Here is a 23,250-nt window from a genome sequence, read left to right as displayed (position 1 = left end):
CATCAGGTCGTCCGTCCCGGACTATTGACTCCGCATGGGAGAGTCGCGATCCTCATCGCGACCGTTTACCAGGCCATGACAATCCCTTCGGGGGAGGTCGTGCCCACGGACGGCCCCGGCTCCTCGACCGCATCGTCCGCTCACCCGAAGACATGAGTGATGACCATGACTCGACATCGGCACCTCAGACGTAGGCCGCTCGCGGTCCTGCCGTTACTGCTCACCGTGATGGCCCTGATGCTGGGCACCGCCTCCAGCTCCTCGGCCGGAACCGGATGGTGGATCCCGACCGCGCGGCCCGCTCCCGACTCACAGATCAACGTGACGGGCGAGCCGTTCAAAGGCACCGACGCCCAGGGGCACGTACGGGGCTTCGTGGACGCACACGATCACCTGATGTCCAATGAAGCCTTCGGCGGCCGGCTGATCTGCGGCAAGACCTTCTCGCCAGCGGGAATCGCCGACGCACTCAAGGACTGCCCCGAGCACTACCCGGACGGCTCGCTCGCCGTCTTCGACTTCATCACCAAGGGCGGGGACGGCAAGCACGACCCCAACGGATGGCCGACGTTCAAGGACTGGCCCGCCCACGACTCGCAGACCCACCAGCAGAACTACTACGCCTGGGTCGAGCGGGCCTGGCGCGGCGGCCAGCGCGTGCTCGTCAACGACCTCGTCACCAACGGGGTCATCTGCTCGGTGTACTTCTTCAAGGACCGCAGCTGCGACGAGATGACGTCGCTGCGCCTGCAGGCACGGAAGACGTACGAGATGCAGGACTACATCGACGCGATGTACGGCGGCCCCGGCAAGGGCTGGTTCAGGATCGTCACCGACTCCGCCCAGGCCCGGGAGGTCATCGAACAGGGCAAGTTGGCCGTGGTGCTCGGGGTGGAGACATCCGAACCGTTCGGCTGCAAGCAGATCCTCGACATCGCACAGTGCAGCAAGGAGGACATCGACCGCGGTCTGGACGAGCTGCACGCACTGGGCGTGCGGAGCATGTTCCTCTGCCACAAGTTCGACAACGCCCTCTGCGGGGTCCGGTTCGACTCGGGCAGCATCGGCACCGCCGTCAACGTCGGCCAGTTCCTGTCGACCGGCACCTTCTGGAAGACCGAGCAGTGCACGGGACCGCAGGCCGACAACCCGATCGGGCTCGCCGCGGCCCCCGAAGCGGAGAAGAAGCTCCCGCCGGGCGTGAAGGTCCCCTCCTACGCCTCCGGCGCGCGGTGCAACACCCGCGGTCTCACCGCGCTCGGCGAGTACGCCGTCCGCGGCATGATGAAGCGCAAGATGATGCTCGAGATCGACCACATGAGCGTCAAGGCCGCGGGCCGCCTCCTCGACGTCCTCGAGTCGGAGTCGTACCCCGGCGTGATCTCCTCGCACAGCTGGATGGACCTCAACTGGACCGAGCGCGTCTACCGTCTCGGGGGGTTCATCGCCCAGTACATGCACGGTTCCGAAGGCTTCAGCGCGGAAGCCCGGCGCACGAAGGCGCTGCGCGACAAGTACCAGGTCGGCTACGGGTACGGCACCGACATGAACGGCGTCGGCAGCTGGCCGGGACCGCGCGGAACGGACACCCCGAACCCGGTCCGGTACCCCTTCCACAGCGCCGACGGCGCCTCCGTGATCGACAGGCAGACGACCGGGGAACGCACGTGGGACGTCAACACCGACGGTGCCGCGCACTACGGCCTGGTCCCGGACTGGCTGGAGGACGTCCGGCTGGTCGGCGGCAAGGGCGTCATCGATGACCTCTTCAAGGGTGCCGAGTCCTACCTGCACACCTGGAAGGCATCCGAAGACCACAAGGCCGGGGTGAACCTCGCCTCCGGTGCCTCCGCCACCGCCAGTTCGTCGGAGTGGAGCCTGTTCACCAGCTACAAGCCCGACCGGGCCGTGGACGGCAATACGAAGACCCGCTGGGCGAGCGGCTGGAGCGACGACCAGTGGCTGCGCATCGACCTCGGCGCACCGAAACCGATCAGGCGCGTCACGCTCGAATGGGAGCGCGCGTACGCCAAGGCGTACCGCATCGAGGTCTCGGACGACGGCACGAACTGGCGGTCCGTGTGGTCCACGTCCGCCGCCGACGGCGGCCTGGACACCACGCAGTTCCCCGGCACGACGGCCCGCTACGTGCGCGTCCACGGGCTGGAACGCGGGACCAAATGGGGCTACTCCCTCCGGGAAGTCGGCGTCTTCAGCAGCTGACGGCACTGACGGAACGACCACGGGGCCGGGACGGCACGGCACGAAACCGGAGGGAACCACATGTCACGGATGCCGTCGGCCGAGCGGCGCCGACAGTTGATCGAAGCAGCGATCCGGGCGATGACCCGCGACGGCGTCGCGCGGACGACGACCCGGTCCATCGCCGCCGAGGCGGATGTCTCGCTGAGCGTCTTCCACTACTGCTTCGACTCCAAGCAAGCCCTGCTCGAGTCCGTCATCTCGACGATCACGGACCACTCCCGCGCAGTGGTGAAGGAGGCGATCCGCCCGAAAGCCACCCTCAGAGAGACCATCAGGGCCGGATTCCGAGCTTACTGGGACCACGTGTCCGCCCATCCCGGTGAGCACATGCTCACGTACGAGCTCACGCAGTACGCACTGCGCCAGCCGGGCTTCGAGCACCTGGCGCGACGGCAGTACACGCTCTACTCCGAGACGTACGCCGAGCTCATCGAGCAACTCCGGTACAGCATGGCGTTCGAGCCCCGGGTGCCGGTCCCCGTGCTCGCCCGCTACCTGGCCGTGATGACCGACGGTCTCACCCTGAACTTCCTGGTGCTCGGTGACGACACCGCCGCGGCGGCCGTGCTGGACACGATCGTCGACCAGGTCGTCGGCCTGGCGGGGGAGGTCACCCGTCCGCTGGCCCCGGGTACCGATGCGCGGACGCGCGGCTGAGCCCGGCCCCGCACGCACGACCCCGGTCGGCGGCGCCCGGCGAGGCGCCGGTGGCGCCCGTCCCGGAGCGGTGCGTGACCCGTCCACTCCGGCACGCCCGACCCGAGCGTCACCCTTCGTGACGCCCCGATTCGCGGGCCGGCTTCGGGTACCCCACGCTTGACGGGACAGACGCGGCTGTGACGCGAGCGACCAGCAAGGACCCGTCATGACTCACACGCTCCTGCGGCAGATCCTCGACTACGAAAGCCGCGCGAACCCTTACCCCCTGTACGAGCAGCTCCGCAAGACGCCGGTGATCGAAGAGGACGGCGCCTACGCCGTGAGCACCTACTGGGAGGTGCAGGGGCTCCTGCACGACCCCCGGGTCAGCTCCGACCGCCGCAAGCGGACGACGGAGGACAAGTACGGACTGACGGACGCCGAGGGGGACGACACCACGCTGCCGCCCCCCTTCATCCGACTGGACCCGCCGGAACACGACCGGCTGCGCCGCATGACGAACAGCTCCTTCGGGCCCCCGCACAGCCCGCGCCGCATCCACGACATGCGCGGGGACCTCGGCGGCATCGTCTCCGGCCTCATCGACGGACTCGGGAACACCGAACGCATCGACCTGGTCGAACAGTTCTCCTACCCGTTCCCCGTCACCATGATCTGCCGGCTGCTGGGCGTCCCCCGGGAGGACGAGGCCCGCTTCCACACCTGGGCCGACACCCTCGCCGCCAGCCTGGACCCCATGCCCGGACAGGACCCCACCGAGCGGAACAAGGCCACCCACGACGCCCAGATGCAGCTGGGCATGTACCTCGCCGAATTGGCCGAGGAACGCCGCAAGGACCCGGCCGACGACATGCTCTCCGACCTGATGACCGGTGACCACGGTGTCGACGGCTCGATGACGACGATGGAGGTGCTCAGCACCGCCGCCCTGCTGCTGATCGCCGGCCACGAAACGACCGTCAACCTCATCACCAACGGGATGCTCACCCTGCTGCGCAACCCCCAGGTGCTCGAACGGCTGCGGAACGAACCGGGGCTGGCCGTCCCCATCGTGGAGGAACTGCTGCGCTTCGAACCTCCGGTGCAGTTGATCCCGAACCGCACGCCCCTGACCGACATCGAGGTCGCGGGCGTCACCATCCCCAAGGGGGTACCGCTCTGGCTCGTGGTCGCTGCCGGGAACCGTGACCCGCGACGCTTCACCGCCCCGGACACCTTCGACCCGGACCGCAAGGACATCGAGCACCTGGGCTTCGGCAGCGGGATCCACAGCTGCTTCGGCGCGCCGCTCGCCCGTCTGGAGGTGCAGATCGCGCTGAGCGAGCTCGCACGCCGACTGGTCAACCCGAGGCTTCTGGAGGACCCGCCGGAGTACCGCCAGAACGCCGTCCTGCGCGGACCCCGGCATCTGCTCGTCACCTGCGACGACATCCGGGCCTGAGACGTCCCGGCCCGCAGGCGTCCCTCCGCGAGGGCCGGGACGGCCGGTCCCGGCGCAACGGCCCCGCGGTCCCGGACCGGACGGGTTCAGTCCGCGCCCCCACCGGCACCCGGCGCACCGCCGAGCCCCGGCGCACCCCACACCGGGAACCACCGGCTCAGGTCCGTCTCCAACCGGAGGTCGTCCGTCAGCAGCGCCCTCACCTCGAGTTCCAGTGCGTTGTCCCGCCGTTCCGTCGCTCCGGGGAGGGGCGCGAACGGGTAGAACGTGCCCCGTTTGTAGAGGTAGACCAGGGCCAGGGCACGGTCAGCCGTCGCGTCGCGGAAGCCGACGAGGGAGCAGAGCAGCTGCGGGCCGAACCCGGCCTCCTCGAGGGCCGTGTTGACGGCATGGAGGTCGTTGACCAGAGCGGCCGTGTCGTCGGCGGGGTGGCGTGCGAGGAGCCAGGTGTACCCGTAGGCGTCCCGGCTGATGTCGACCGGCACGCCGCCGCGGTGGGTGTCCGCGTCCAGCAGTTCCCGCACCTCGCCACGGAGTCGCGCGAAGGCTCCGCCCTCGACGCTGGCGAAGCAGACCGACCCGGCGCCTGTCGGTGTGAATCCGGTCGCCGCCTGGAGGGTGATCGCGGCTGCGGGAAGGCCGAACAGTTGGTCGAGGTCCGGGCGCACGGGTTTGCTCCGACCGAGGATGACGTCGAGGAGTCCCACGGGTGCACTTCTCCCTGTCTTCGTGTCACCGAGCCGGTTGCCTCGTCGTTGCCTCGTCAGCGGGTGCCGATCTGGGTCGAGAGCCTGCCGAGCTGCTCCAGGCGCTGCTCCAGGGTCGGGTGCGAGGACAGCAGCCTGCTGAGGCTCTCCTTGGAGGAGAACGCCGGGGCGAACCAGAGGGCGTTGAACGGCTCCGCCTTCCGCAGGTCCTCGGTGGGGATCCGTGCCATCTGGCCGGTCACTTTGGTGAGGGCCGAGGCCAGTGCCGACGGGCGCCCGGTCAGCAGGGCTGCCGCCCGGTCCGCCGAGAGCTCCCGGTAGCGCGAGAGCAGCATGGTGAGCAGGAACCCGATGACGTACACGGCAGCACTGATCAAGGGGATCACGAGCATCGCTATCGCGGTGTTGCTGTCGCGGCTCTGCCCCGCCCTGCTGAAGCCGCCCCAGATCGCGATGCGGGTCATCATGCCGGCGAGGACTCCGAGGAAGGAGGCGATGGTCATGACGAAGACGTCGCGGTGGGCGACGTGCGAGAGCTCGTGCGCAAGGACGCCTTCGAGTTCCTCCGGTTCCAGGCGGCGCAGCAGACCGGTCGTGGCGCAGACGAGGGCCGTGCGCTCGTTGCGGCCGGTGGCGAAGGCGTTCGGCACGTCGCTGTGGGCGATCGCCACGCGCGGCTTGGGCATGTCGGCGAGGGCGCAGATGCGGTCCACGGCACCGTGCAGCTCGGGAGCCTCCTCGGGAGTGACCTCTCGGGCGCCCATGCTGTAGGCCGCGATGCGGTCGCTGAACCAGAACTGGGCCACGAACAGGGTGCCCACCAGGAGCAGGACGAAGGGCCAGGAGCCCCGGAGAACGACCAGCAGGACTCCGACGAAGACCACGTACAGCAGGCCGATCAGGAACATCGTGGTCACCATGCGGGTGGTGAGCCCCTTGTCCACGACGTACCGGGAAGGAGAACGGGCTCCCGACATCGGAACACCCTCCTGACGCTTCGAAGCGACACTGTCGCTTTTTTCCTTGTGCAACCGTTCTGTACCCGCGCCACGGGCCCGGAACCCTGACGCCCCGCGCGAGGGCGATGAGGCGGTCGACACCACGGGGAATTCGCGTGCCCACCCCGCTACGGAAAGGAATAGGCACAGGTCGGGCTGCTGCGAGTCGCGGGCGTCCGCCATGCGTCCGCGCGCTCTCACCATCCGGGACGGTCACCCCGCGGACCCTTCGCGAGCACCCGGGCCGGCCGATCACCCTTGTGCCTCCGTGAGCGAGGAGTGCATCCCAGCGCCCTGGGTAGGCGCATCTCCTACACCAGGGGTCGTACGGGGCAGAAGGGGCACGACATGGCAGCCGCGATCACAGCGAAGTCCGCCGCGCAGCAGACGACGGCACCCCTCCCCTCCGCACCCTCCGTGATCGAGGACCCCCTGAAGGTGACGCCCCGGGACGCGCGCGAGCTGTCGCGGCAGTTCTTCGCCCGTCTGGCGACCCTGGAGGAGGGCAGCCACGAGTACCAGTACGTGCGGAACACCCTGATCGAGATGAACCTCTCCCTGGTCCGGTACGCGTCCGGCCGCTTCCGCAGCCGCGGCGCGGACGAGATGGACGACATCGTGCAGGTCGGCACCATCGGGCTGATCAAGGCCATCGACCGGTTCGACCTCTCCCGCGAAGTGGAGTTCACGACCTTCGCGGTCCCCTACATCGTCGGCGAGATCAAGCGCTTCTTCCGTGACACCAGCTGGGCCGTGCACGTCCCGCGACGCCTCCAGGAAGCCCGGGTGGAACTGGCCAAGGCCACGGACGAGCTGAGGAGCCGCCTCGGCCGCACGCCCACCGTGAAGGAACTGTCCGAGCTGATGTCCCTGCCCGAGGCGGAGGTCGTCGAGGCCCGCAAGGCGTCGAACGCCTACGCCCCCTCCTCGCTCGACGCGGCGCTGAGCGGCGACGCCGCCCAGGACGGCGAGGCGGCTCTCGCCGACTTCCTCGGCGAGGAGGAACCCGCCCTCGAGCTCATCGAGGACTTCAACTCCCTGGCACCCCTGATCGCCGCACTGTCCGAGCGCGACCGACAGCTCCTGCACCTGCGGTTCGTCGAGGAACTCACCCAGGGCGAGATCGGGGAACGCCTGGGCGTCTCCCAAATGCACGTCTCGCGCCTGCTGGCACGCATCATCGCGCGGCTGCGCGCGGGACTGGGATTCCTCGACGGCGCCACGCGCTGAAGGTCCTCCCTCCTCGTTCCGGGACCCGGTCAGCGTCACTCCGCGGGGCGCCCCCGGCCTGCGGGCTGTGGGATTCGCCGAGTGCAGACTTCGCCGCGCCATCGCTGCCTGTTACGCCGCACCCACGCACCCCCTCACCGCAACAGGCCCCACCGGTCCCGGAATCCCCGTCTCGCACGTTTTCCGCGGGGGACCGGCACGCGCGGGCCGCGGAGCAGTGCGAGGTGCTGATCGCAGCGTGGGACGGTGAGCCGGCCCCTGGACGGGGAGGGACCACGGACGCCGTTGCGCACGCACGGCGCCTCGGCCGTACGGTTCACGTGGTCCTGGCCCCCGGGCGCGCGCAGGGCCTGACGCGCTCTGCGCACAGCCGCGTTCCCCCGACGGACGGCCGCCCGGTGACCGGTCGGCGACGGGCCAGGTACCGGCGGGTCGCCGATGCGGAGAGGACGACGGCGCCCGAGGCGTGCGCCTCACGCTTCCTGTTCACGCACGCGGTGGTCTTCCACGACTCCCTGGTCCTTGCCGTGTCCGGGGATGCCGTGGTCGGCAGCGGACTCCTTGGATTCGACGCGCCCGACCGGGTGAGGTCCGGTCACCAGCGCCTCGCGCGCCTCCTGCCACGCGGTGTCGCCGGAGTGGAGCCGGGCGTGGAGGTAGGCCGCGGTCAGCCGTGCGAGCGTGGCGACCAGCCCGGGGTTCTCATCAGTGGTCTCGGCGGCGTCGTACCCGGCGATCCCGCCGAGTCCGTGCTCCGCGCCGAACAGGGTGAGCAGGTCCTTGGGGCCGGGGGCGAGGACGTAGGGGTCGACGTGCCAGGCCGGACCCATGTCGGTGAAGTGCCGCGGGTCGTCCTTGTCGCCGGCGACGACGAGCGCGGGTGTGCTCATCGTGGAGAAGTCCGTGGTCCGGAAGAACGGGGTCTTGTCGGCCATGGACCCGTTCAGGATCTCGCCGCCCCTGCCGGGTGCGGCGAGCAGCACGCCGGCCGTGATGCGGGGCTCGATGAGGTCGACCTGCTGCCCGGTGTCGGGGTCGTCGATCCGGGCGCCCAGCAGCTGGCTCGCGGTGAAACCGCCGAGGGAGTGTCCGGCGACGGCGACCCGGTCGCGGTCGAGCCGGCCGGCGAGCTGCGGCACGGCCTTCTCGATCGCGTCGAGCCGGTCGAGGACGTGCGTCATGTCCCCGACCCGCGAACGCCAGAAGAAGGGTGCCCCGGGCAGGTCGGCCAGCTCGCCTGCCAGGGTCCTGGAGTTGAGGTGGGTGGGCTGGATGACCACGAAACCGAGGGCGGCCCAGGGGTTGGCGATCGGTCCGTAGCCGTTCAGGGAGGAGAGGTTGTTCGACGGGCCGTGCCCGTGGGAAAGGAGGATGACGGGCAGACCGGTCCCCGTCGCGGGTGCGGTGACGCGCACCTGCAGGTCGACGGGCCGTCCGGGGACGGTGAGGACCACCGGACTGTACGACAGGACGGGAGCGGGCGGGCCGGCTGCGGGCGTGTTGTCGGTGGACGCGCTCATGGGGCTGCTTCCTCGTCTCCTGGGTGTGCCGCCGCCCGGCCGGTGCCGGGCAGCGAGGGGCGGGGGCGGTTGGTCGGGTGCACTACTTGCTCTTCAACGTGCCGAGTGGGTGAGGGTCCTCCCCCAGTGCAGTGGTCGCCGCGTGCCAGGCGGCGTCTTCGCCGTACAGGGTGCTGCGCAGGTAGGCGGTGGTGAGCTGCTGGATCAGGGCGACCCGTGCGGGGCTGGCGTCGGTGGTCTCGGCGACCTCGTATCCGGGGATGCCGCCGAGGGAGTGCTCCGCGCCGAACAGGGTGAGCAGGACCTTGTCGCCCGGACTGTGGGCGTAGGGGTCGGTGAACCAGTCCGGTCCGCGGGTGGACAGGTGGGACTGGTCGTGGTCCCCGGCGATGATGAAGGCCGGGGCGGTCATCGTCTCGAACGAGGGCTTCATGAAGGGGAAGTTCTCGGCGGCGAACGGGACCAGGTCGTCCCCCAGGCCGGTCAGGGCGAGCAGCACGCCCGCTGTGACGCGGGGGTCGGACATGTCCTCGCCCGGCGTGCCGTCGGAGTCGAGGACGCGTGCGCCCAGCAGGGCGCTCGCCGACTGTGCTCCCCAGGAGTGCCCGGCCACGGCGATGCGGTCGCGGTCGAGGCGGCCGGCCAGGCCGGGCACGGAGGCCTCCGCGACGTCGAGCCCGTCCAGCACACGCGTGAGGTCCTCTATGCGGATGCGCCAGATCCGTGGTGTACGGGGGTCTTCGGCGGGGATGCCGAGGGTGCGGGAGTCGAGGTGGGTGGGCTGGATGACCACGAAACCGTGGGCGGCCCAGTAGTCGGCCAGTGGGGCGTAGCCGTCCATCGACCAGCCGAAGCCGTGCGAGAAGACGATGACGGGCAGGCCGGTGCCGGTCGCAGGGGCGGACACGCGGACCTGGAGGTCATCACCGCGGCCCGGTGCGGACAGGACGACGGGCCGCGCCGATATCACCCTGGTGGGCGCATCCGCGGTCTGCTGCGGATCCGTGGGCGCGGTCGTGGATTCGGACATGGAGGTGCCTTCCGTCGGGTGCTTGCGCACTCTTGGGTTCGGTGGGACGAGGAGCGATTCTCATGCGGATCCGCAGCGGCACCGGGGCGTGGCCGTTCCGGTTCCGGACGGAACGTGCTGACGCCGGAGGTTGGCCCCTGACGTGCCGGTCTGCCATCATGACTGAAACGGAACTTTGTTCCACATACAATACGGAACCATGTTCCGCTTTGCAAGGTGGGACGTGGAAGGAGTGCTGCGGTGAACGACGACGACCGGAGCCCGGGAAGCTCAGCCAGGTCCAAGCGCAAGGACGCCCGGCGCAACCAGGAGGCCCTGCTGGACGCGGCCGCCTCGGTCTTCGTCACCTCGGGCGTGGAGGCGCCGGTACGCGACATCGCGACCGCGGCCGGCGTCGGGGTGGCCACGATCTACCGCCACTTCCCCACCCGGGCGGACCTCGTCGTCGCCGTCTACCGCCACCAGGTCGACGCCTGTGCCGAGGCCGGCCCGACCCTGCTGGCGGCGGGCCCCACTCCCCACACCGCCCTGGCGCGCTGGGTCGACCTCTTCGTCGACTTCCTCGTCACCAAGCACGGTCTGGCGGCCGCGATGCAGGGGGAGGGCACGGGCTTCGAGAGGCTCCACGCCTACTTCCTCGACCGCCTCCTGCCGGTGTGCGCCCAACTCCTCGACGCCGCCCGCGCCTCGGGCGAGATCCCCTGCAACCTCGACGCCTACCAGCTCATGCGCGGCATCGGAAACCTCTGCATCGGGGCCGAGAGCGACCCGCGCTACGACCCGCGCCGACTGGTCGCGCTCCTCGTCGCCGGGCTGCGCCAACCGGGCTGACACGTCGCTCACGCAGGACCGGCGCCTGCCGAGCCGCAGCGGCCAGCCGCGACCGGCCTCCCCCTCGAAGCGCCGGCCCGTCCCCTCCCCTCCCCCGCCGGACTCCGGGGCAGCCCGAGCAACCGCCTCCACGGCGCTCCCGGCCGATCCGGGACGAGGACGACGGCCGCGATCACCGACCCGGGTACGGCTGCCGGGAGTGGGAGGGCGCACACACAGGCGTCCACGCGAGCGAGGACGTTGGGGCCTACCGGTCAGGGCCCAGGGCACCGGGGTTGGGGCACCGGGCCTGGACCCGACCTGAATCGTCGCTCAGGGCAGCCGCCGTCAGGGTGAGATGCCGAGCCAGCACCGCGGCCGCGGTGTCGGCGTCGCGAGCCAGCACCGCCTCCTCCAGCAAGCGGTGTTCCTTCACGCCGTCCCGGCCGGGGTTGCGATGGGCCGACCAACGGCGAGCCAGCTCGCTCGCGGTCCACAACCGGTCGAAGGTCTCCAGCAGGGTGGGATTGCCACACCCCTCCAGCAGCGTGCGGTGGAAGTCCCGGTGCGCCTCGGACCAGGCGCCGCTGTAGTACTCGCCCTCCTCCGGCACGTGCGCCGGGGTGCGAACCAGCCGATGGTGGGCGGCCCGCACGCGGGCCTCCCAGTCGACGTCACCGCGCTCGATGGACATGCGCAGGACGACCGGTTCGATGACCCGGCGCGCTTCCGCGATCTCCTGCCAGCGGCGGTCGGAGAAGGACGGGACGGCGAATCCGCGGTTGGGCAGCCGGTCGGCGAGCCCTTCGCCGACCAGCCGGACGAGCGCCTCGCGCACGACGGCCAAGCTCACGCCCCGCTCCTTGGCGAGGTCCTGCGGCTTGAGGGCGTCACCAGGGGCGTAACCCCCGCGCATGATCACGTCCCGCAACTGTGCGTGGACCTGCTCGGAGAGCATCTGCTTCCCGGGGGAAGCCGGCGTCGTCGTGCCAGTCATGGGCTCAGCCTAGACGATCTCTTCAATAATCGATTATTAATGTTAATGTCGATTAAACGGGTACCGAGGGGCGTCGACTACGTCGTTCCGCCGACGCTGCGACCCGATGAACGGCCGCACCACCGCCGAAACCGCCGCCCGACGGCGCCGACCAACTTCCGGGAGAAGCAACCGCGATGCACCTCGACGACCTTTCCGCCTCCGCCCGCCCAGGCGACGGCTCGATGGACCCGAGCACCGTCCGCGAAGTCAGCCGCGCCGTCAGCGCGGCCCACCTGTTCATCTACCTCACCCCCGAGATCGCCCAGGAGGCGGCCAGGCTCGGCGTGACCGATCGCGGACCGGCCTACCTGGCCTTCCGGTCGGCCGCAATGGGAACGGTTCCGTGGCAGGTCACGCTCGCGGCCTTCTACAACTTCAGCCCGCGGGCGGTGCGGGCCATGGCGGGCGTGTGGGACACCGCTCCACCGGAGCAGTGGCAGGCCGCCCGCTTCCTGGCCGCCGAGCAGGCGATGCGGCGCGTCGGCGTGCGTCTCACGGACGATCGCATCTCCGAGGCGCGATCGCTGATCGACACGGTCGTCGCCGGTGCCGACTACGCCGGCAAGGTGCTGGCCGCCGCGAACGCGTCGGTTGCGCTTCCGTCCGATCCGCTCGTCGCGCTGTGGCAACAGCTCACGGTGGCGCGCGAGTGGCGCGGCGACGCGCATCTCGTCGTACTCGCCGACAACGGAATCGGGCCGTGCGATTGCCTCGTTCTGCACACCGCGACGGGTGGCCTCCCGACCGCCCTCGCCCGGGCGACCCGCCAGTGGGACGACGAGGAGTGGACGGCGGCGACGGCACGTCTCGCCGCGCGCGGCTGGCTCGACTCCGACGCCAGGGCCACCGACGCGGGCAGCGCGGCCCGCGAGCGGATCGAGCTCGAAACGGACGAGCACTGCGCCGCGTTGTGGGCGCCGATCGGCAACGCGGGTGCCCGCCGCTTCGCCTCGCTCATCGCACCGATCACCGACGCGTTCACCGCGGCGGGGACCTTTCAGGCCGTTCTCTCGACTGAGGCCGAACGGACGGTGACACCACGGACGGCGGGATCCCGCACCGGCGGCCCTTTGCGCGCATAGGGCCGAGGACGGCGGGCGCGGCCCGCCGGGCGGCCCCTTCGAGACCGCCGTTCAGTCCCTACGACTGCGTCATCAGGTCGCGCAGCCAGGAGTGGACGCCGCTGAGCGCCGTCCTGGCCATGGCCGTGGGGTGGCCCGTGAAACCGTGGGGTGACTCGGGGTAAACCCGGAGCTCGACGTCGTTGCCGGCCGCCGACAGGCGACCTGCCAACGCCAGATTGTCTTCCAGCAGCACGTCGAGGCTTCCGACGACCAGCAGCGTCGGGGGAAGCCCGCGAAGAACACCGTAGACGGGAGAGACGTCGGGAACGGTGCGGTCTTCCACGTGGCCGACGTACGCCTCGATGAAGTACTCGTCCGCGATGCGACGACCGGCCGGGGTTCGCGTGCTCACGTCGTAGGTCCCGAATTGGAGCGCAGCGCCGACGAATCGGCCAACAGCACCTCTGTCTCTCAGCCGCAGCAGGGTGGCCAGGGCGAGCGTGGCTCCCGCGGAGCTCCCGCCGATCGCAAGGCGGGACGTTCCGAAGCGGGCATCGGCTTCTTCGACGAGCCAGAGCGCCGCCGTCTCACAGTCGTCGGGTGCCGCCGGCCAGGGGTGCTCGGGGGCCAGCCGGTAGTCGACGCTGACAACGGCGAGGTGCAGGGCGTCCGCGAGCTCGCGGTTGCGTCTGTCTCCTCGCGCCGCGGAGTCCATATAGAAGCCGCCGCCATGTATGTCCAGGTAGACGCCCCGCGGCGGACCATCGACAGGAGTGAAGATCCTGACAGGGACGCGCGCCCCCGCGGCTTCGATCGTCTCCTCGATGGCGGGGGGATCGGCGGCCTGGGGAGCAGACCTGTTCGCTCGGGCTTCCCTGAGCTCCTCCAGCGTGCGGGGGCCACGGCCCGCCGCTCTCGAACGGTAGAAGTCACGGGCCTCATCGACCTGCTCGGCGGGCACGTCGGCGAGCAGTGCGTCCAGCGCGAATCGCACGAGCCCTCCCCCACATCCTCGTCATCCTCGTCGCTCGGGTCTCAACTCCACGCTACCGAGGAGGTGTGGGCTGACGTCGCCGGGGTGGTGTCAGTCCGTCGACGCATCCCGCGGGGCACCGGGGAGAGGAGGTCGGCGGCCGCTGGACGGCCGTCGCGGAGGTCAGGAGGTGGCCACCCGTACCGTGATGCGCTTGCCGACCGGTTCCCGCTCGATGGCGAAGCCGTCGCAGAGGGCGAGAACGATCTCGAGCCCGTGCTGGCCCACCCGCCGCGGGTCGGCCGCCCGGACCACGGGAAGGGCCGTACCGCTGTCCCACACGGTGACCTCCACTCCGGACGCGATCCGCTCCAGATCCAGCGCACACGGGCCTGAGGTGAACTTGCAGGCGTTGGTCACCAGCTCCGACACGATCAGCTGGACCGCGCCCACGGTGTCCGACGCGGGATCGAGCCCGTGCTCGTCCACCAGGAAGCCGGTCGCGAAGCGTCGGGCCTCAGCGATACACCCCGGGCCGCCGTCGTAGACGGCGGCCGCCCAGGACGCCGCCGCCCGCGTCGTCGCCGCTGCCGAGCCGTCGCCCATCATCATCGATCCCATGTACTGATCGCCCCGTTCACCTGTCGCACCTCGGGAGTCACAGACGCGTGTACCCCCGATCGGCGTCGGCAGGCCTCTTTCCTTTCGCCGCGTCCGAAGACGGCCGCGCGTGTCACCCCGCCCGGTTCCATTCCAGGTGGAGAGGAGCGCGACATCGTCACCGTGGTCGCACTCGTTCGCCGACGGCCGCGGAGCCTACGGTCGGTTCCGACGGGCCGGACCCCGGTCCACCGGCAAAGCCCGACCGGCTGGGCACCGCCGCGCGGCGGACGGGACCGGTCGGGGTCCCCGTGCGGCAGGCGCGGCGTTTACGGCGGCCTCCCGCGGCAACGAGCCGTAGGGGAGCGCCTCGCGTGGTGCACGACCCTCCGGACGAGCCCGGCCCGCCCGCACGGCCGCACGGCCACGGCACGCGGCGGAAGGTCACCGTTCGGTGACCTGGTGTCAGAGCCGGGTCCGTCAGCTGGGAGGATGAGCGGATGCATGAGGAACCGAAGGTCTCGCAGCACTTGGTCGACGGGGTTCGGGTGATCCGCGTCGAAGGAGACGTCGACGTCGACGGCGCGGAGCCGCTGAAGGACAGCCTCTCGTGCACGGACACCGGTTCGACCGGGGGTACCGTCGTCGATCTGTCGGCCGTGCGGTTCGCCGATTCGACCATGTTGCACATCCTGCTGGAAGCCCAGCGCGCCCACCGGGCGGCCGGGCGCCAGTTGGTCGTCTCCGGACCCTTCGGTGTGATCGTCGAGCGGCTCTTCGACGTCACCGGCACCACGTCGTTCTTCACCATGGCCCCCTCGACAGAGGCCGCGCGAGACCTGGCCGGGTCGTCGGGCGGATGATCGGAGACTCTGCTCACCGTGTGCCGTGGCGCGCGAGGGGCAGACGGTATCGAGGAAGGCTTCGGGAGGTCGGACGGGGAGAGCCGGGACATGACCACAGACGAGACGGCACTGGCCACGGACGGGGTGGCCTCACGCCCGGTCACCGCGGCCGAGGCGCGTGCCGCGGTACGCCGGCTGCTGCACGAGGAATTCTGCTCCGAGGCCGCAGGGACGAGCGAGGACGTCGTCCTCGCCAACGCGCTCTTGGTGACGTCCGAACTGGTGACCAACGCGATCCGCCACGGCGGCGGACTCGTGCGGTTCTCGGCCCACGTGTCGGACCACGGCCTGCGCCTCGCGGTCACCGACCGCACCCGTGTCCGACCCGCCACCGTCCCCTCGGCGAACGACGCTGCCGCCATGAGGTCCGGCGGCTACGGGTGGCGGCTCGTCCAGCGGCTCAGCAGCGACGTCGCCATCCACCCCGCGCCCGGGGGCAAGACCATCGAGGTCCTCGTACCCCTGATATGACCGGGGCCGTCCGCTTCGGACCGATGGCCAGGGCCTGCGCACAGTCGGAGGCCCTGCGTGGAAAGCGTGAACGAATCCGCAGACCGGTTGCACCGCGCGCATCGCATGCGAGAAGGTTGTCGCCTGTAAACACTTTGACCATAAGGAAAGGTGGTGGGGTCCGCAGCCGCGGATCCCGTGCCATGCTTACTTCCCAGGTTCGCCTGTGAACCCGCTGAACACAGGGAGCACCACCCTGTGGAACCAGGCCCCGTGTCCCGCCCTGGTGGCCGACACCGCGGGCGGGATCATCGCGCTGAACCAGGCCGCGGCAACGCTGTTCCCCGGCGCGGGCCCCGGTGACTGCCTACAGGACACGGCTCCCACCTGGCTGATCGACGCTCATGTCCACCTGTCGGGTGGCGTCGGCGTCACGGTCGGGGGCCTGACGTCGGTGCGCGGGCGACTCGGCGATCGCGACTTCCTGGCGCACGCGACGCGCGCCGACGACGAAGTGGTCTGGTGGCTGTTCGACGACACGGAGCGCCGGCAGGCGGAGCAGACGCTGCGTGAGGAGCGCGAGCGGACGGCCCTGCTGGCCGACGCGTCGAGCGCGCTGCTGTCCTCCCTGAACCTGGACCGCTGCATGGAGGTCACCGCGCGGACGGCGTCGACGCACCTCGCCGACGCCGCCGTGATCATCGCGCCCGCCGGGGCGCGACGACATCCCGTCACGTACTGCCACCGGGGCGGGCCGGTCACCCATGTGCGCCTCGACATCGATCCGGCCGTGATGCCCGGGCTCAGCGAAGCACTCCAGGGATTCCCACCGGTGCCGTCCCGCTGGATCGACCCGTGCGAAGTGCCCCCGTGGGCGATTCCGGACGGTTTCACCGGCCCGGTGGGGTCCGTGTCCGTCGCACCGCTCCCGGGGCACGGCGTGCCCGCCGGCGCGATCGTGCTTCTGCGGGACGGCAGGGCGGCGGCATTCAGCGAGAGCGAGGAGCTCTTTGCCCGGCTCTTCGCAGCGCGTGCCGGAGCGGCGCTGTCCGCGGCCCGGATGTACGCGGAGCAGGCGGACATCACCGCGACGCTGATGCGCGAACTCCTTCCACCGACCCTCCGGCGGGTGCACGGCGTCGAGTACGCCGGTGGCTACCGCGCCTCCGTCCAGACCGACCGCGTCGGTGGCGACTTCTACGACGTGCACCCCGGCGGCAGCGACGACCAGGAGACGCTCGCGGTACTCGGAGACGTCTGCGGCAAAGGTCTGGAAGCCGCGGTCCTCACGGGCAAGATCCGCAATACGCTCCAGGCGCTGCTACCGCTCGCACAGGACCACGCACACGTCCTGCAGTTGCTCAACGACGCGTTGCTGACGTCCCACCACACGCGCTTCGCGACCCTCGTCCTCGCGTCCGTACGGCGTGAGGAGACCGCCGTCCGGCTGCGCCTGACCAGTGCGGGGCACCCTGCCCCGCTCGTCGTCCGCGCCGACGGCACGGTGGCGGCGGCGGCGACGCGCGGCTCGCTCGTGGGAGTGCTCCCCGAGGTCAACACGCAGACGGCGACGGTCGAACTCCGCCCGGGAGAAACGTGCTTGTTGTTCAGCGACGGCATCACCGAGGCGAGAGGCGGGCCCCTCGGGGACCACCTGTTCGGCGAGGCACGGCTGCGCCGTGCACTCGCCGGGTGTGCGGGCATGCCCGCGCAGGCCGTAGTGGAGCGCGTCCAGATGCTCGCGTCCGACTGGGTCGGCACCGGGCGTCACGACGACATGGCACTGCTCGCCGTCACCGCACCCCGCACCACCCGTCTGAGCGCGGTGGACGGACGGACACGGGGCAGGTTCACCACGTGACCACCGGCACCGACCGGCGCGGCTCCAAGCAGTCCGCCGAAGCGCTCCGTTCGCTCCTGTGGACGGCTGTTCTCGACGGTGACGAACACACCGCGGTCGACACCGCCTTCGCCGGACTGGAGGGCGGCTTGGGCGCCGAGACGGTCCTGCTCGACGTCATCGCCCCGGTGCAGGGACGCGTCGGAGCGGAGTGGGCCGCGAACCGGATCAGCGTGGCCCAGGAACACGCCGCCACAGCGATCAACGACCGGGTGATCGCGGCAGTGGCCCGCGAGGCGACCGTGCGCGGCCACGCCCAGCGGGGTCGGGTCACCGTCGCGTGTGTCACGGGCGAGTGGCACGCCCTCCCGGCGCGCCTGGTCGCGGAGGTACTCGCGCTACGCGGCTGGACGGTGGACTTCCTCGGCGCACAGGTCCCCACGCCCCATCTCGTCGCGCATCTGCACCGGACCGACCCCGCAGCACTGTTGCTTTCGGTCTCCATCCCCACGCACCTGCCGACGGCCCACGCCGCGATCAGCGCCTGCCAGGCCATAGGGATTCCGGTCCTGGCGGGAGGGGCCGCCTTCGGACCGGACGGCCGTTACGCCCGGCTCCTCGGAGCAGAAGGCTGGGCGCCCGACGCGAAGGAAGCGGCGGCGTTGGTGGGCCGGGGGGTCGAGCGGCCCCGGCCGGGGGGCTCCACCTTCCCGTCGAGGACCTGCCGCACCTCGCCGACCAGGAGTTCACGCTGATCAGCCGGACCAAGCCGCTGTTGGTCAAGCAGACGCTGTCCGATCTGGAGGAACGCCTTCCCGCAATGCGCGCCTACAGTGCGCGGCAGCGTGAGCACACCGTCGAAGACGTCGCCCACATCGTGGACCACCTCGCCGCGGCGCTGTACGTGGCGGACGGCGAGCTGTTCACGGACTTCGTCCGGTGGACGGCGGACGTCCTCGCCTCCCGTGGCGTCCCGGTCGCGTCGCTGTTCCCGGCACTGGATTCGCTGGGCGAGCAGATGAACGACTTCCCCCGGGCCCGCGCACACCTCAACGGCGCCCGCAAGGCACTGACACCTCCCGGCCAGGACACGCTCGCATGATCCCCTCCTCTTCCTTCCAACTCAGCAGCGAGGTCGTCGACGGCACAGTCGCCGTCCGGGTCGCCGGCGACCTCGATCACGACACCAGCGACGAACTGGTCGGCCTGGTCGAGGTCCTCCTGCTCGGCGAGCCGCGACCGACAGCAGTACGCATCGACTTCGGGCGTCTCGGGACGCTCGACTCCATGGGGCTGGCCGCGCTGCTGATGGTGCGTCGTCTGACCCGGACCGCCGGCGTCGCCGTGTTCCTCGACCAGCGCCCGCCCACCTCGACCGCTTCCTCGACCTCACGGGAACGCTGGACCACCTGACCGGTCCGAACCGCCTCGACGACACGGATCCGCCGTCCGAGCGGGCCAGGACGGCGGGACGGGGCGCGCCGGCCCCCGGATAGGGAGGCGGTCGCGGTCGCTGGATGCCGGTGCCTCGCCGCCGCCCAGCACCGTCGGCGGCTCCGACGCCCTGCCCGCGGGCGGGCCGGTGTGCGGCGCGACGGGATGCGGCAGCGTTCCGCCTGCACCGCGCAGCGTGCGCTGGCGCACGGGTGTTGCGGCGGCCGCGTGGGGCATCAGGCGACGAGCGTGACCCCGCCGTCGTCCACCGGCGGGGCGGCCGCGGCGGGCACGGACGGGGTCGACACACCGGGAACGGGCGTGGACGCCGCGTCCCGCGACACGTGGCCCCCCGCCCGTGCCCCGACCTCACCCTCGAGCAGGTCGTCGGCCGCCTCGATCGCGTCCTCGATCGTGCCCGTCGCCGTCATCACGCACAGCGTGTACGACACGTCGTCGAGTGCACGACGGGACGCCTCGTCGTTGCGTCCGACAATGCGCAGATCGGCGTATCGCGCCAGAAGTCTCCGCAGCACCTTGGGGTCCGGCATCACCACAGGGTCCACTCCTTCTCTCGATGTACTCACCATGTGCCCCCTCCCACGGAACCATGCCCAGGTCCTGACACACCTTCATGAAGGGTTCATACATACGTTCCACGCACACACGGGGGCATCGCACGCGTGCACCGGCGGACGACGTGCCGTTCCGTGCCGCGCACGCTCCGCCGCCTCCGAAGGCCCACAGGGAGACCACCTCCTGGGCGATGCCCGCGAGGCCCCTCCGTGCTGCCGGAGGACACCGGCCGCCGCCCTCGGCAGCCCTGTGGCCGCCCCGCTCCTGGGCCGAGCGCCCGGAGGGGCCCAGCACTCCACCGCGCCGGTCCTGCGCCGGAGACGACGGCTGGAGAACGCTCCGGTGCCGCCCCGTTTGACCTCACCCGACGGGGGCTCCGGGCCTGCCCCGCCAGTCCAGGCACAACACGGCCCCGCCGCCCGACATCCCCGCTCCGCTGGTCACGATCTCCCGGTAGACGGCGCCTGGTGCGCTCGCACAGGTCAGACCGCCCGCGGCTTCGACCGCACGGCCCACCAGCGCGTCGCTCGGGGATGCGGGCGGACGCCCGGACGGAGCTGCCCGGCGGCAGATGCGTCCGGGGAGCAGTTCCCACTGCATTTCCGCCGGCGGGGTCAGGGCGCGTGCCCGCCGCGCCTGCCGGTAGACGTCGGTGTCCCGGTCCGCTACGCGCAGCGCGTGTCCGAGCATTTCCGAGATGGCCGCGAGGTCCCGGACATTGTCCGGCGAGGCGGCCCCCGCCGGCAGGGTGACGACGAGCACGCCGCAGCGGTCGCCGCGTACGGTGACCGGCAGGTACGCGGTCCTCATGGGGTCGGGGCCGGTGGAAAGATATGGTTGTTGTGCGGCAAAGACCTCGTCTGCCGGGCTCGACTCCCGGGGCACCGACCCGTCGACTGCTGCGGAGCGATCGAAGGGACGGAGTGTCACGTGTCCGTAGTCGGCCAGCAGGAGGGCGACGCCAGTCGCGCCGAAGTGCCGCGCGAGGTTGACGCGGAGGGAGTCGAGGAGCCCGTGGGCAGGCGCGGCACGCAGAGCGCGTTCGACCGTCACGCGTCGTTCCACCGGACCGGTACCACTTTCTGGAGAGATGTGGAAGTGAAGTTGGCGGCGCAGTTCCGACGCCACGGGGCGACCGATGCGGGGTGTCAGTAGCTATGGACGTGAACCGCTCCGCCTCTCGAGCCGGCCAACACGAGAGCGCCCAGGCGGCGCGCGAGCTCATCGAGCTCCTGGAGGTGTTGTGGGAACGCGGCCGGGACATGGCGCCCACGCCCGTGTCCGCGTCCCAGCTGCGCGTGCTCTACAGCCTCGACCGCGAGGAGGGGATCAACCTCCGGACGCTCGGCGAGTTGCTGGGATCGGCTCCCCCGTCGGTGAGCCGTCTCTGCGACCGCATGGAAGCACTGGGCTATGTTCGGCGGGTACCCAGCCCGGTCAGCCGGCGCGAGCTCGAACTCCATCTCACCAGCCGCGGACGGGCCTACCTGAAGGAGCTGCGGGAGCGGCGCGAAGCGGCGCTGCTGGAGGCGATCACCACGATGAAGCCCGCCGTGCGGAAGGCGCTCCTGACGGGACTCACGGGCTTCCAGGAAGCACTGGCCGAGGCGGGGCACGCTCCGGTCAGGCGCCGCCCGGCCGGGGACGCCCGTTCGGCCTGACCCCGGGACGGCGTGCGACCTGATCCACGGTGTGACGTATCCGTGTCCCCCAAGTCCCACCTGTCCCCCCTCGATCGGCTATCGGCCGTACGACGTCCCGCGCGACCCGACGACGGCCACACCTGTTTCCCTAAGGATACAGTTGCCACAAGGCAATCATCGCCGGTGGGGGAAGGCCGACGCTTGCTTCCCCCTGCCCCTCCCTCGGCGTCCTTTCCACTGCCACCGCACGGTGCGGAGCCTGGCCACCGCGCCCGGCGGACCTCCCGCCCACCGACGTCGCCGCACGCGTGGAGGGCGCACGACGGGGCACCCTCGCCGCCGTGCCAGTGCTCCGGCCGCCCGGATCGGCCCCGGTGGCCCGGGGCCCAGCGGCTCCGGCGCGCGGAAGGATCCCGCGGCTGCCGCGCCGGAGCCGAAGTACCCGGCACCGGGCGCCGGGCCTGTCATGCGTCGAGTGCGCGTCCGGTCGTCGCGTCGACGTGGTGCGGGACCTCGTCGTGACGGTCGCCCACCGTGAGGGTCCCGGTGGGCTCGAACATGAGGATCGCCGCACCCGTGGGCGCGGACGGCTTGTGCTCCGTACCGCGCGGCACGGTGAAGACCGCACCCCGCGGCAGCCGGACCGTGCGCTCCCCCGCCGGCTCGCGCAGGGAGATGAACAACTCCCCGTCGAGCACCAGGAAGAACTCGTCGGTGTCGTCGTGCACATGCCAGAGGTGCTCGCCCTCGGTCTTGGCGATGCGGACGTCGTAGTCGTTGACGCCGGTGACGATGCGGGGGCTCCACACCGCGTCGAAGGAGGCCAGGGCCTCGCTCAGGATGATGGGTTCACTGCTCATGCAGGAACCCTCGCCGATGGAGCCCCGTCCACGGGAGTGCTAGTAATTGCATATGTCGCACGGATCCTCGCAACCCGTCGCCACGGTGGACCCGCACCGCGTGGTGGTGATCGTGGACGAGAACTCGAACCCCTTCGAACTCGGTTGCGCCACGGAGGTCTTCGGCCTGCGCAGACCCGAGATCGGCCGGGACCTCTACGCTTTCCGGCTCTGCTCGCCCGAGCCGCGAACCCCGATGCGGGACGGCTTCTTCACGCTCAGTGGTGTCGCGGCGCTGGACGCCGCGGACTCGGCCGACACCCTGATCGTGCCCAACAGGCCGGACATCGCCGTCCCCCGCCGCACGGCCGTGCTCGACGCCGTCCGGCGGGCACACGCACGAGGGGCGCGCCTGGTGGGCTTCTGCAGCGGTGCCTTCACCCTCGCCGAGGCCGGTGTACTCGACGGACGCCGGGCCACCGCGCACTGGCAGTGGGCGGACGCCTTCCGGTCCCGGTTCCCCTCCGTCCGGTTCGAGGAGGACGTACTGTTCGTGGACGACGGGGACGTCCTCACCGCCGCGGGCAGCGCGGCCGCACTCGACCTCGGGCTGCACATCGTCCGTCGGGACCACGGGGCGGAGATCGCCAACGCGGTGAGCCGACGGCTGGTCTTCGCGGCGCACAGGGACGGCGGCCAGCGGCAGTTCATCGAACGCCCCCTGCCCCGCATCCCTGACGAGTCGCTCGCGCCCGTGCTGGCCTGGGCCCAGGAGCGGCTGGACACCCGGCTCACGGTGGCCGACCTCGCGGCGCGGGCCGCGGTCAGCCCGGCGACGTTGCACCGCCGCTTCCGTGGACAGTTGGGCACGACCCCACTGGCCTGGCTCACCGGCGAACGGCTCGCCCTGGCGTGCCGGCTGATCGAGCGCGGCGAAACGCGCGTCGAGGTCGTCGCCCGGTGCAGCGGGCTGGGGACCGCGGCCCGTCTGCGGGCGCTGATGCGGCGCGAGACGGGGCTCTCGCCTTCCGAGTACCGGCGCAGGTTCGGACCGGTCCCGGGTGAGCCGGTGCCGTTCCGTCCCGCACCCGGATGAAGGGCCCTCGGGTGCGCGGCGTCGCCGCTTCCTGAGCAGCACCCCGCCGGCGTCCCGGGGCAAGAACGGCACGACACCCGGGCCGACCGGCGCTATCATCCCGGCGCGCAGCCGACCGCCGTGCTCCTGC

Annotated in this window: 22 protein-coding genes and 1 pseudogene; 13 read left to right on the top strand and 10 right to left on the bottom strand. The window is 71.0% G+C overall.

Features of this window, described 5'->3' with window-relative positions; translation table 11 throughout:
* Positions 1 to 159 precede the first annotated feature (159 nt).
* From ACFXOM_RS32555 to ACFXOM_RS32545, 3 genes are all read left to right on the top strand, one after another.
* Positions 160 to 2,223: a discoidin domain-containing protein gene (locus tag ACFXOM_RS32555; protein WP_385040868.1), complete on the top strand. Its 2,064-nt coding sequence runs from the start codon at positions 160 to 162 to the stop codon at positions 2,221 to 2,223.
* A gap of 60 nt (positions 2,224 to 2,283) precedes the next feature.
* Positions 2,284 to 2,922, top strand: coding sequence for a TetR/AcrR family transcriptional regulator (locus tag ACFXOM_RS32550; RefSeq protein WP_384947205.1), 639 nt, complete (start codon positions 2,284 to 2,286; stop codon positions 2,920 to 2,922).
* Between the two features lie 208 nt (positions 2,923 to 3,130).
* Positions 3,131 to 4,366, top strand: a complete 1,236-nt coding sequence (locus ACFXOM_RS32545) for a cytochrome P450 (protein WP_384928807.1) — start codon at positions 3,131 to 3,133, stop codon at positions 4,364 to 4,366.
* An 86-nt stretch (positions 4,367 to 4,452) separates the two neighbouring features.
* On the opposite strand, the gene ACFXOM_RS32540 is transcribed toward ACFXOM_RS32545, so the two are convergent.
* Complete coding sequence (locus ACFXOM_RS32540; protein ID WP_384947208.1) at positions 4,453 to 5,073, bottom strand: hypothetical protein; 621 nt, start codon at positions 5,071 to 5,073, stop codon at positions 4,453 to 4,455.
* A 56-nt stretch (positions 5,074 to 5,129) separates the two neighbouring features.
* Entirely contained in the window at positions 5,130 to 6,050 is a 921-nt protein-coding gene (htpX, locus tag ACFXOM_RS32535; protein WP_384928810.1) for a zinc metalloprotease HtpX, read from the bottom strand.
* A 369-nt stretch (positions 6,051 to 6,419) separates the two neighbouring features.
* Here htpX and ACFXOM_RS32530 point away from each other — a divergent pair, with 369 nt between their 5' ends.
* Positions 6,420 to 7,301, top strand: a complete 882-nt coding sequence (locus tag ACFXOM_RS32530; protein WP_384928813.1) for an RNA polymerase sigma factor SigF — start codon at positions 6,420 to 6,422, stop codon at positions 7,299 to 7,301.
* A gap of 473 nt (positions 7,302 to 7,774) precedes the next feature.
* Here the strand turns inward: ACFXOM_RS32530 and ACFXOM_RS32525 are convergent, their stop codons facing one another.
* Together ACFXOM_RS32525 and ACFXOM_RS32520 are read right to left on the bottom strand one after the other, a co-directional pair.
* Positions 7,775 to 8,821, bottom strand: coding sequence for an alpha/beta hydrolase family protein (locus ACFXOM_RS32525; RefSeq protein ID WP_384928816.1), 1,047 nt, complete (start codon positions 8,819 to 8,821; stop codon positions 7,775 to 7,777).
* 82 nt (positions 8,822 to 8,903) lie between these two features.
* Positions 8,904 to 9,851, bottom strand: coding sequence for an alpha/beta hydrolase family protein (locus ACFXOM_RS32520; RefSeq protein ID WP_384949073.1), 948 nt, complete (start codon positions 9,849 to 9,851; stop codon positions 8,904 to 8,906).
* A 240-nt stretch (positions 9,852 to 10,091) separates the two neighbouring features.
* Between ACFXOM_RS32520 and ACFXOM_RS32515 the strand changes: the two genes are divergently transcribed.
* Positions 10,092 to 10,682: a TetR/AcrR family transcriptional regulator gene (locus ACFXOM_RS32515; RefSeq protein WP_384928821.1), complete on the top strand. Its 591-nt coding sequence runs from the start codon at positions 10,092 to 10,094 to the stop codon at positions 10,680 to 10,682.
* Between the two features lie 247 nt (positions 10,683 to 10,929).
* On the opposite strand, the gene ACFXOM_RS32510 is transcribed toward ACFXOM_RS32515, so the two are convergent.
* Positions 10,930 to 11,658 carry a GntR family transcriptional regulator gene (locus ACFXOM_RS32510; protein WP_384949070.1) on the bottom strand — a complete coding sequence of 243 codons (729 nt, stop codon included), beginning with the start codon at positions 11,656 to 11,658 and terminating at the stop codon, positions 10,930 to 10,932.
* 176 nt (positions 11,659 to 11,834) lie between these two features.
* Between ACFXOM_RS32510 and ACFXOM_RS32505 the strand changes: the two genes are divergently transcribed.
* The gene (locus tag ACFXOM_RS32505) at positions 11,835 to 12,782 is read left to right on the top strand and encodes a hypothetical protein (RefSeq protein WP_384928827.1); all 948 of its coding nucleotides are present in this window, start codon (positions 11,835 to 11,837) and stop codon (positions 12,780 to 12,782) included.
* Positions 12,783 to 12,840: 58 nt separating this feature from the next.
* On the opposite strand, the gene ACFXOM_RS32500 is transcribed toward ACFXOM_RS32505, so the two are convergent.
* Both ACFXOM_RS32500 and ACFXOM_RS32495 read right to left on the bottom strand, forming a co-directional pair.
* Positions 12,841 to 13,758 carry an alpha/beta hydrolase gene (locus ACFXOM_RS32500; RefSeq protein WP_384928830.1) on the bottom strand — a complete coding sequence of 306 codons (918 nt, stop codon included), beginning with the start codon at positions 13,756 to 13,758 and terminating at the stop codon, positions 12,841 to 12,843.
* Between the two features lie 162 nt (positions 13,759 to 13,920).
* On the bottom strand, positions 13,921 to 14,358 hold the full coding sequence (locus ACFXOM_RS32495) for an ATP-binding protein (RefSeq protein WP_384928833.1): 438 nt from the start codon (positions 14,356 to 14,358) through the stop codon (positions 13,921 to 13,923).
* 479 nt (positions 14,359 to 14,837) lie between these two features.
* Here ACFXOM_RS32495 and ACFXOM_RS32490 point away from each other — a divergent pair, with 479 nt between their 5' ends.
* The 5 genes and pseudogenes from ACFXOM_RS32490 (at position 14,838) to ACFXOM_RS32470 (ending at position 18,945) form a co-directional block, all read left to right on the top strand.
* A complete protein-coding gene (locus ACFXOM_RS32490) occupies positions 14,838 to 15,200 on the top strand; it encodes an STAS domain-containing protein (RefSeq protein ID WP_384928836.1) in 363 nt (120 codons plus the stop codon).
* 90 nt (positions 15,201 to 15,290) lie between these two features.
* Entirely contained in the window at positions 15,291 to 15,713 is a 423-nt protein-coding gene (locus ACFXOM_RS32485; protein ID WP_384928839.1) for an ATP-binding protein, read from the top strand.
* Between the two features lie 205 nt (positions 15,714 to 15,918).
* Positions 15,919 to 17,553, top strand: coding sequence for a PP2C family protein-serine/threonine phosphatase (locus ACFXOM_RS32480; RefSeq protein ID WP_385040866.1), 1,635 nt, complete (start codon positions 15,919 to 15,921; stop codon positions 17,551 to 17,553).
* Positions 17,550 to 18,634 (top strand): annotated as a pseudogene (locus ACFXOM_RS32475) (B12-binding domain-containing protein). Before ACFXOM_RS32480 ends, ACFXOM_RS32475 begins: the two are co-directional and overlap by 4 nt.
* The gene (locus ACFXOM_RS32470) at positions 18,631 to 18,945 is read left to right on the top strand and encodes an STAS domain-containing protein (protein WP_384928846.1); all 315 of its coding nucleotides are present in this window, start codon (positions 18,631 to 18,633) and stop codon (positions 18,943 to 18,945) included. The pseudogene ACFXOM_RS32475 and the gene ACFXOM_RS32470 overlap by 4 nt, the downstream one beginning before the upstream one ends.
* A gap of 257 nt (positions 18,946 to 19,202) precedes the next feature.
* On the opposite strand, the gene ACFXOM_RS32465 is transcribed toward ACFXOM_RS32470, so the two are convergent.
* Both ACFXOM_RS32465 and ACFXOM_RS32460 read right to left on the bottom strand, forming a co-directional pair.
* Positions 19,203 to 19,517, bottom strand: coding sequence for a DUF5133 domain-containing protein (locus ACFXOM_RS32465; protein WP_384928848.1), 315 nt, complete (start codon positions 19,515 to 19,517; stop codon positions 19,203 to 19,205).
* Positions 19,518 to 19,902: 385 nt separating this feature from the next.
* On the bottom strand, positions 19,903 to 20,595 hold the full coding sequence (locus ACFXOM_RS32460) for a hypothetical protein (protein WP_384949067.1): 693 nt from the start codon (positions 20,593 to 20,595) through the stop codon (positions 19,903 to 19,905).
* 104 nt (positions 20,596 to 20,699) lie between these two features.
* Here ACFXOM_RS32460 and ACFXOM_RS32455 point away from each other — a divergent pair, with 104 nt between their 5' ends.
* Positions 20,700 to 21,203 carry a MarR family transcriptional regulator gene (locus ACFXOM_RS32455; RefSeq protein ID WP_384928852.1) on the top strand — a complete coding sequence of 168 codons (504 nt, stop codon included), beginning with the start codon at positions 20,700 to 20,702 and terminating at the stop codon, positions 21,201 to 21,203.
* A 446-nt stretch (positions 21,204 to 21,649) separates the two neighbouring features.
* Here ACFXOM_RS32455 and ACFXOM_RS32450 read toward each other — a convergent pair whose 3' ends face one another.
* Positions 21,650 to 22,045, bottom strand: a complete 396-nt coding sequence (locus ACFXOM_RS32450) for a cupin domain-containing protein (RefSeq protein ID WP_384928854.1) — start codon at positions 22,043 to 22,045, stop codon at positions 21,650 to 21,652.
* Positions 22,046 to 22,097: 52 nt separating this feature from the next.
* Here ACFXOM_RS32450 and ACFXOM_RS32445 point away from each other — a divergent pair, with 52 nt between their 5' ends.
* Positions 22,098 to 23,120: a GlxA family transcriptional regulator gene (locus ACFXOM_RS32445; protein WP_384949064.1), complete on the top strand. Its 1,023-nt coding sequence runs from the start codon at positions 22,098 to 22,100 to the stop codon at positions 23,118 to 23,120.
* Positions 23,121 to 23,250 lie beyond the last annotated feature (130 nt).

The sequence above is a fragment of the Streptomyces sp. NPDC059169 genome, from assembly GCF_042755225.1.
Lineage (GTDB): Bacteria > Actinomycetota > Actinomycetes > Streptomycetales > Streptomycetaceae > Streptomyces.
Note: the sequence above shows the minus strand (reverse complement) of the source record. Positions and strands in the feature narration are given on the sequence as shown.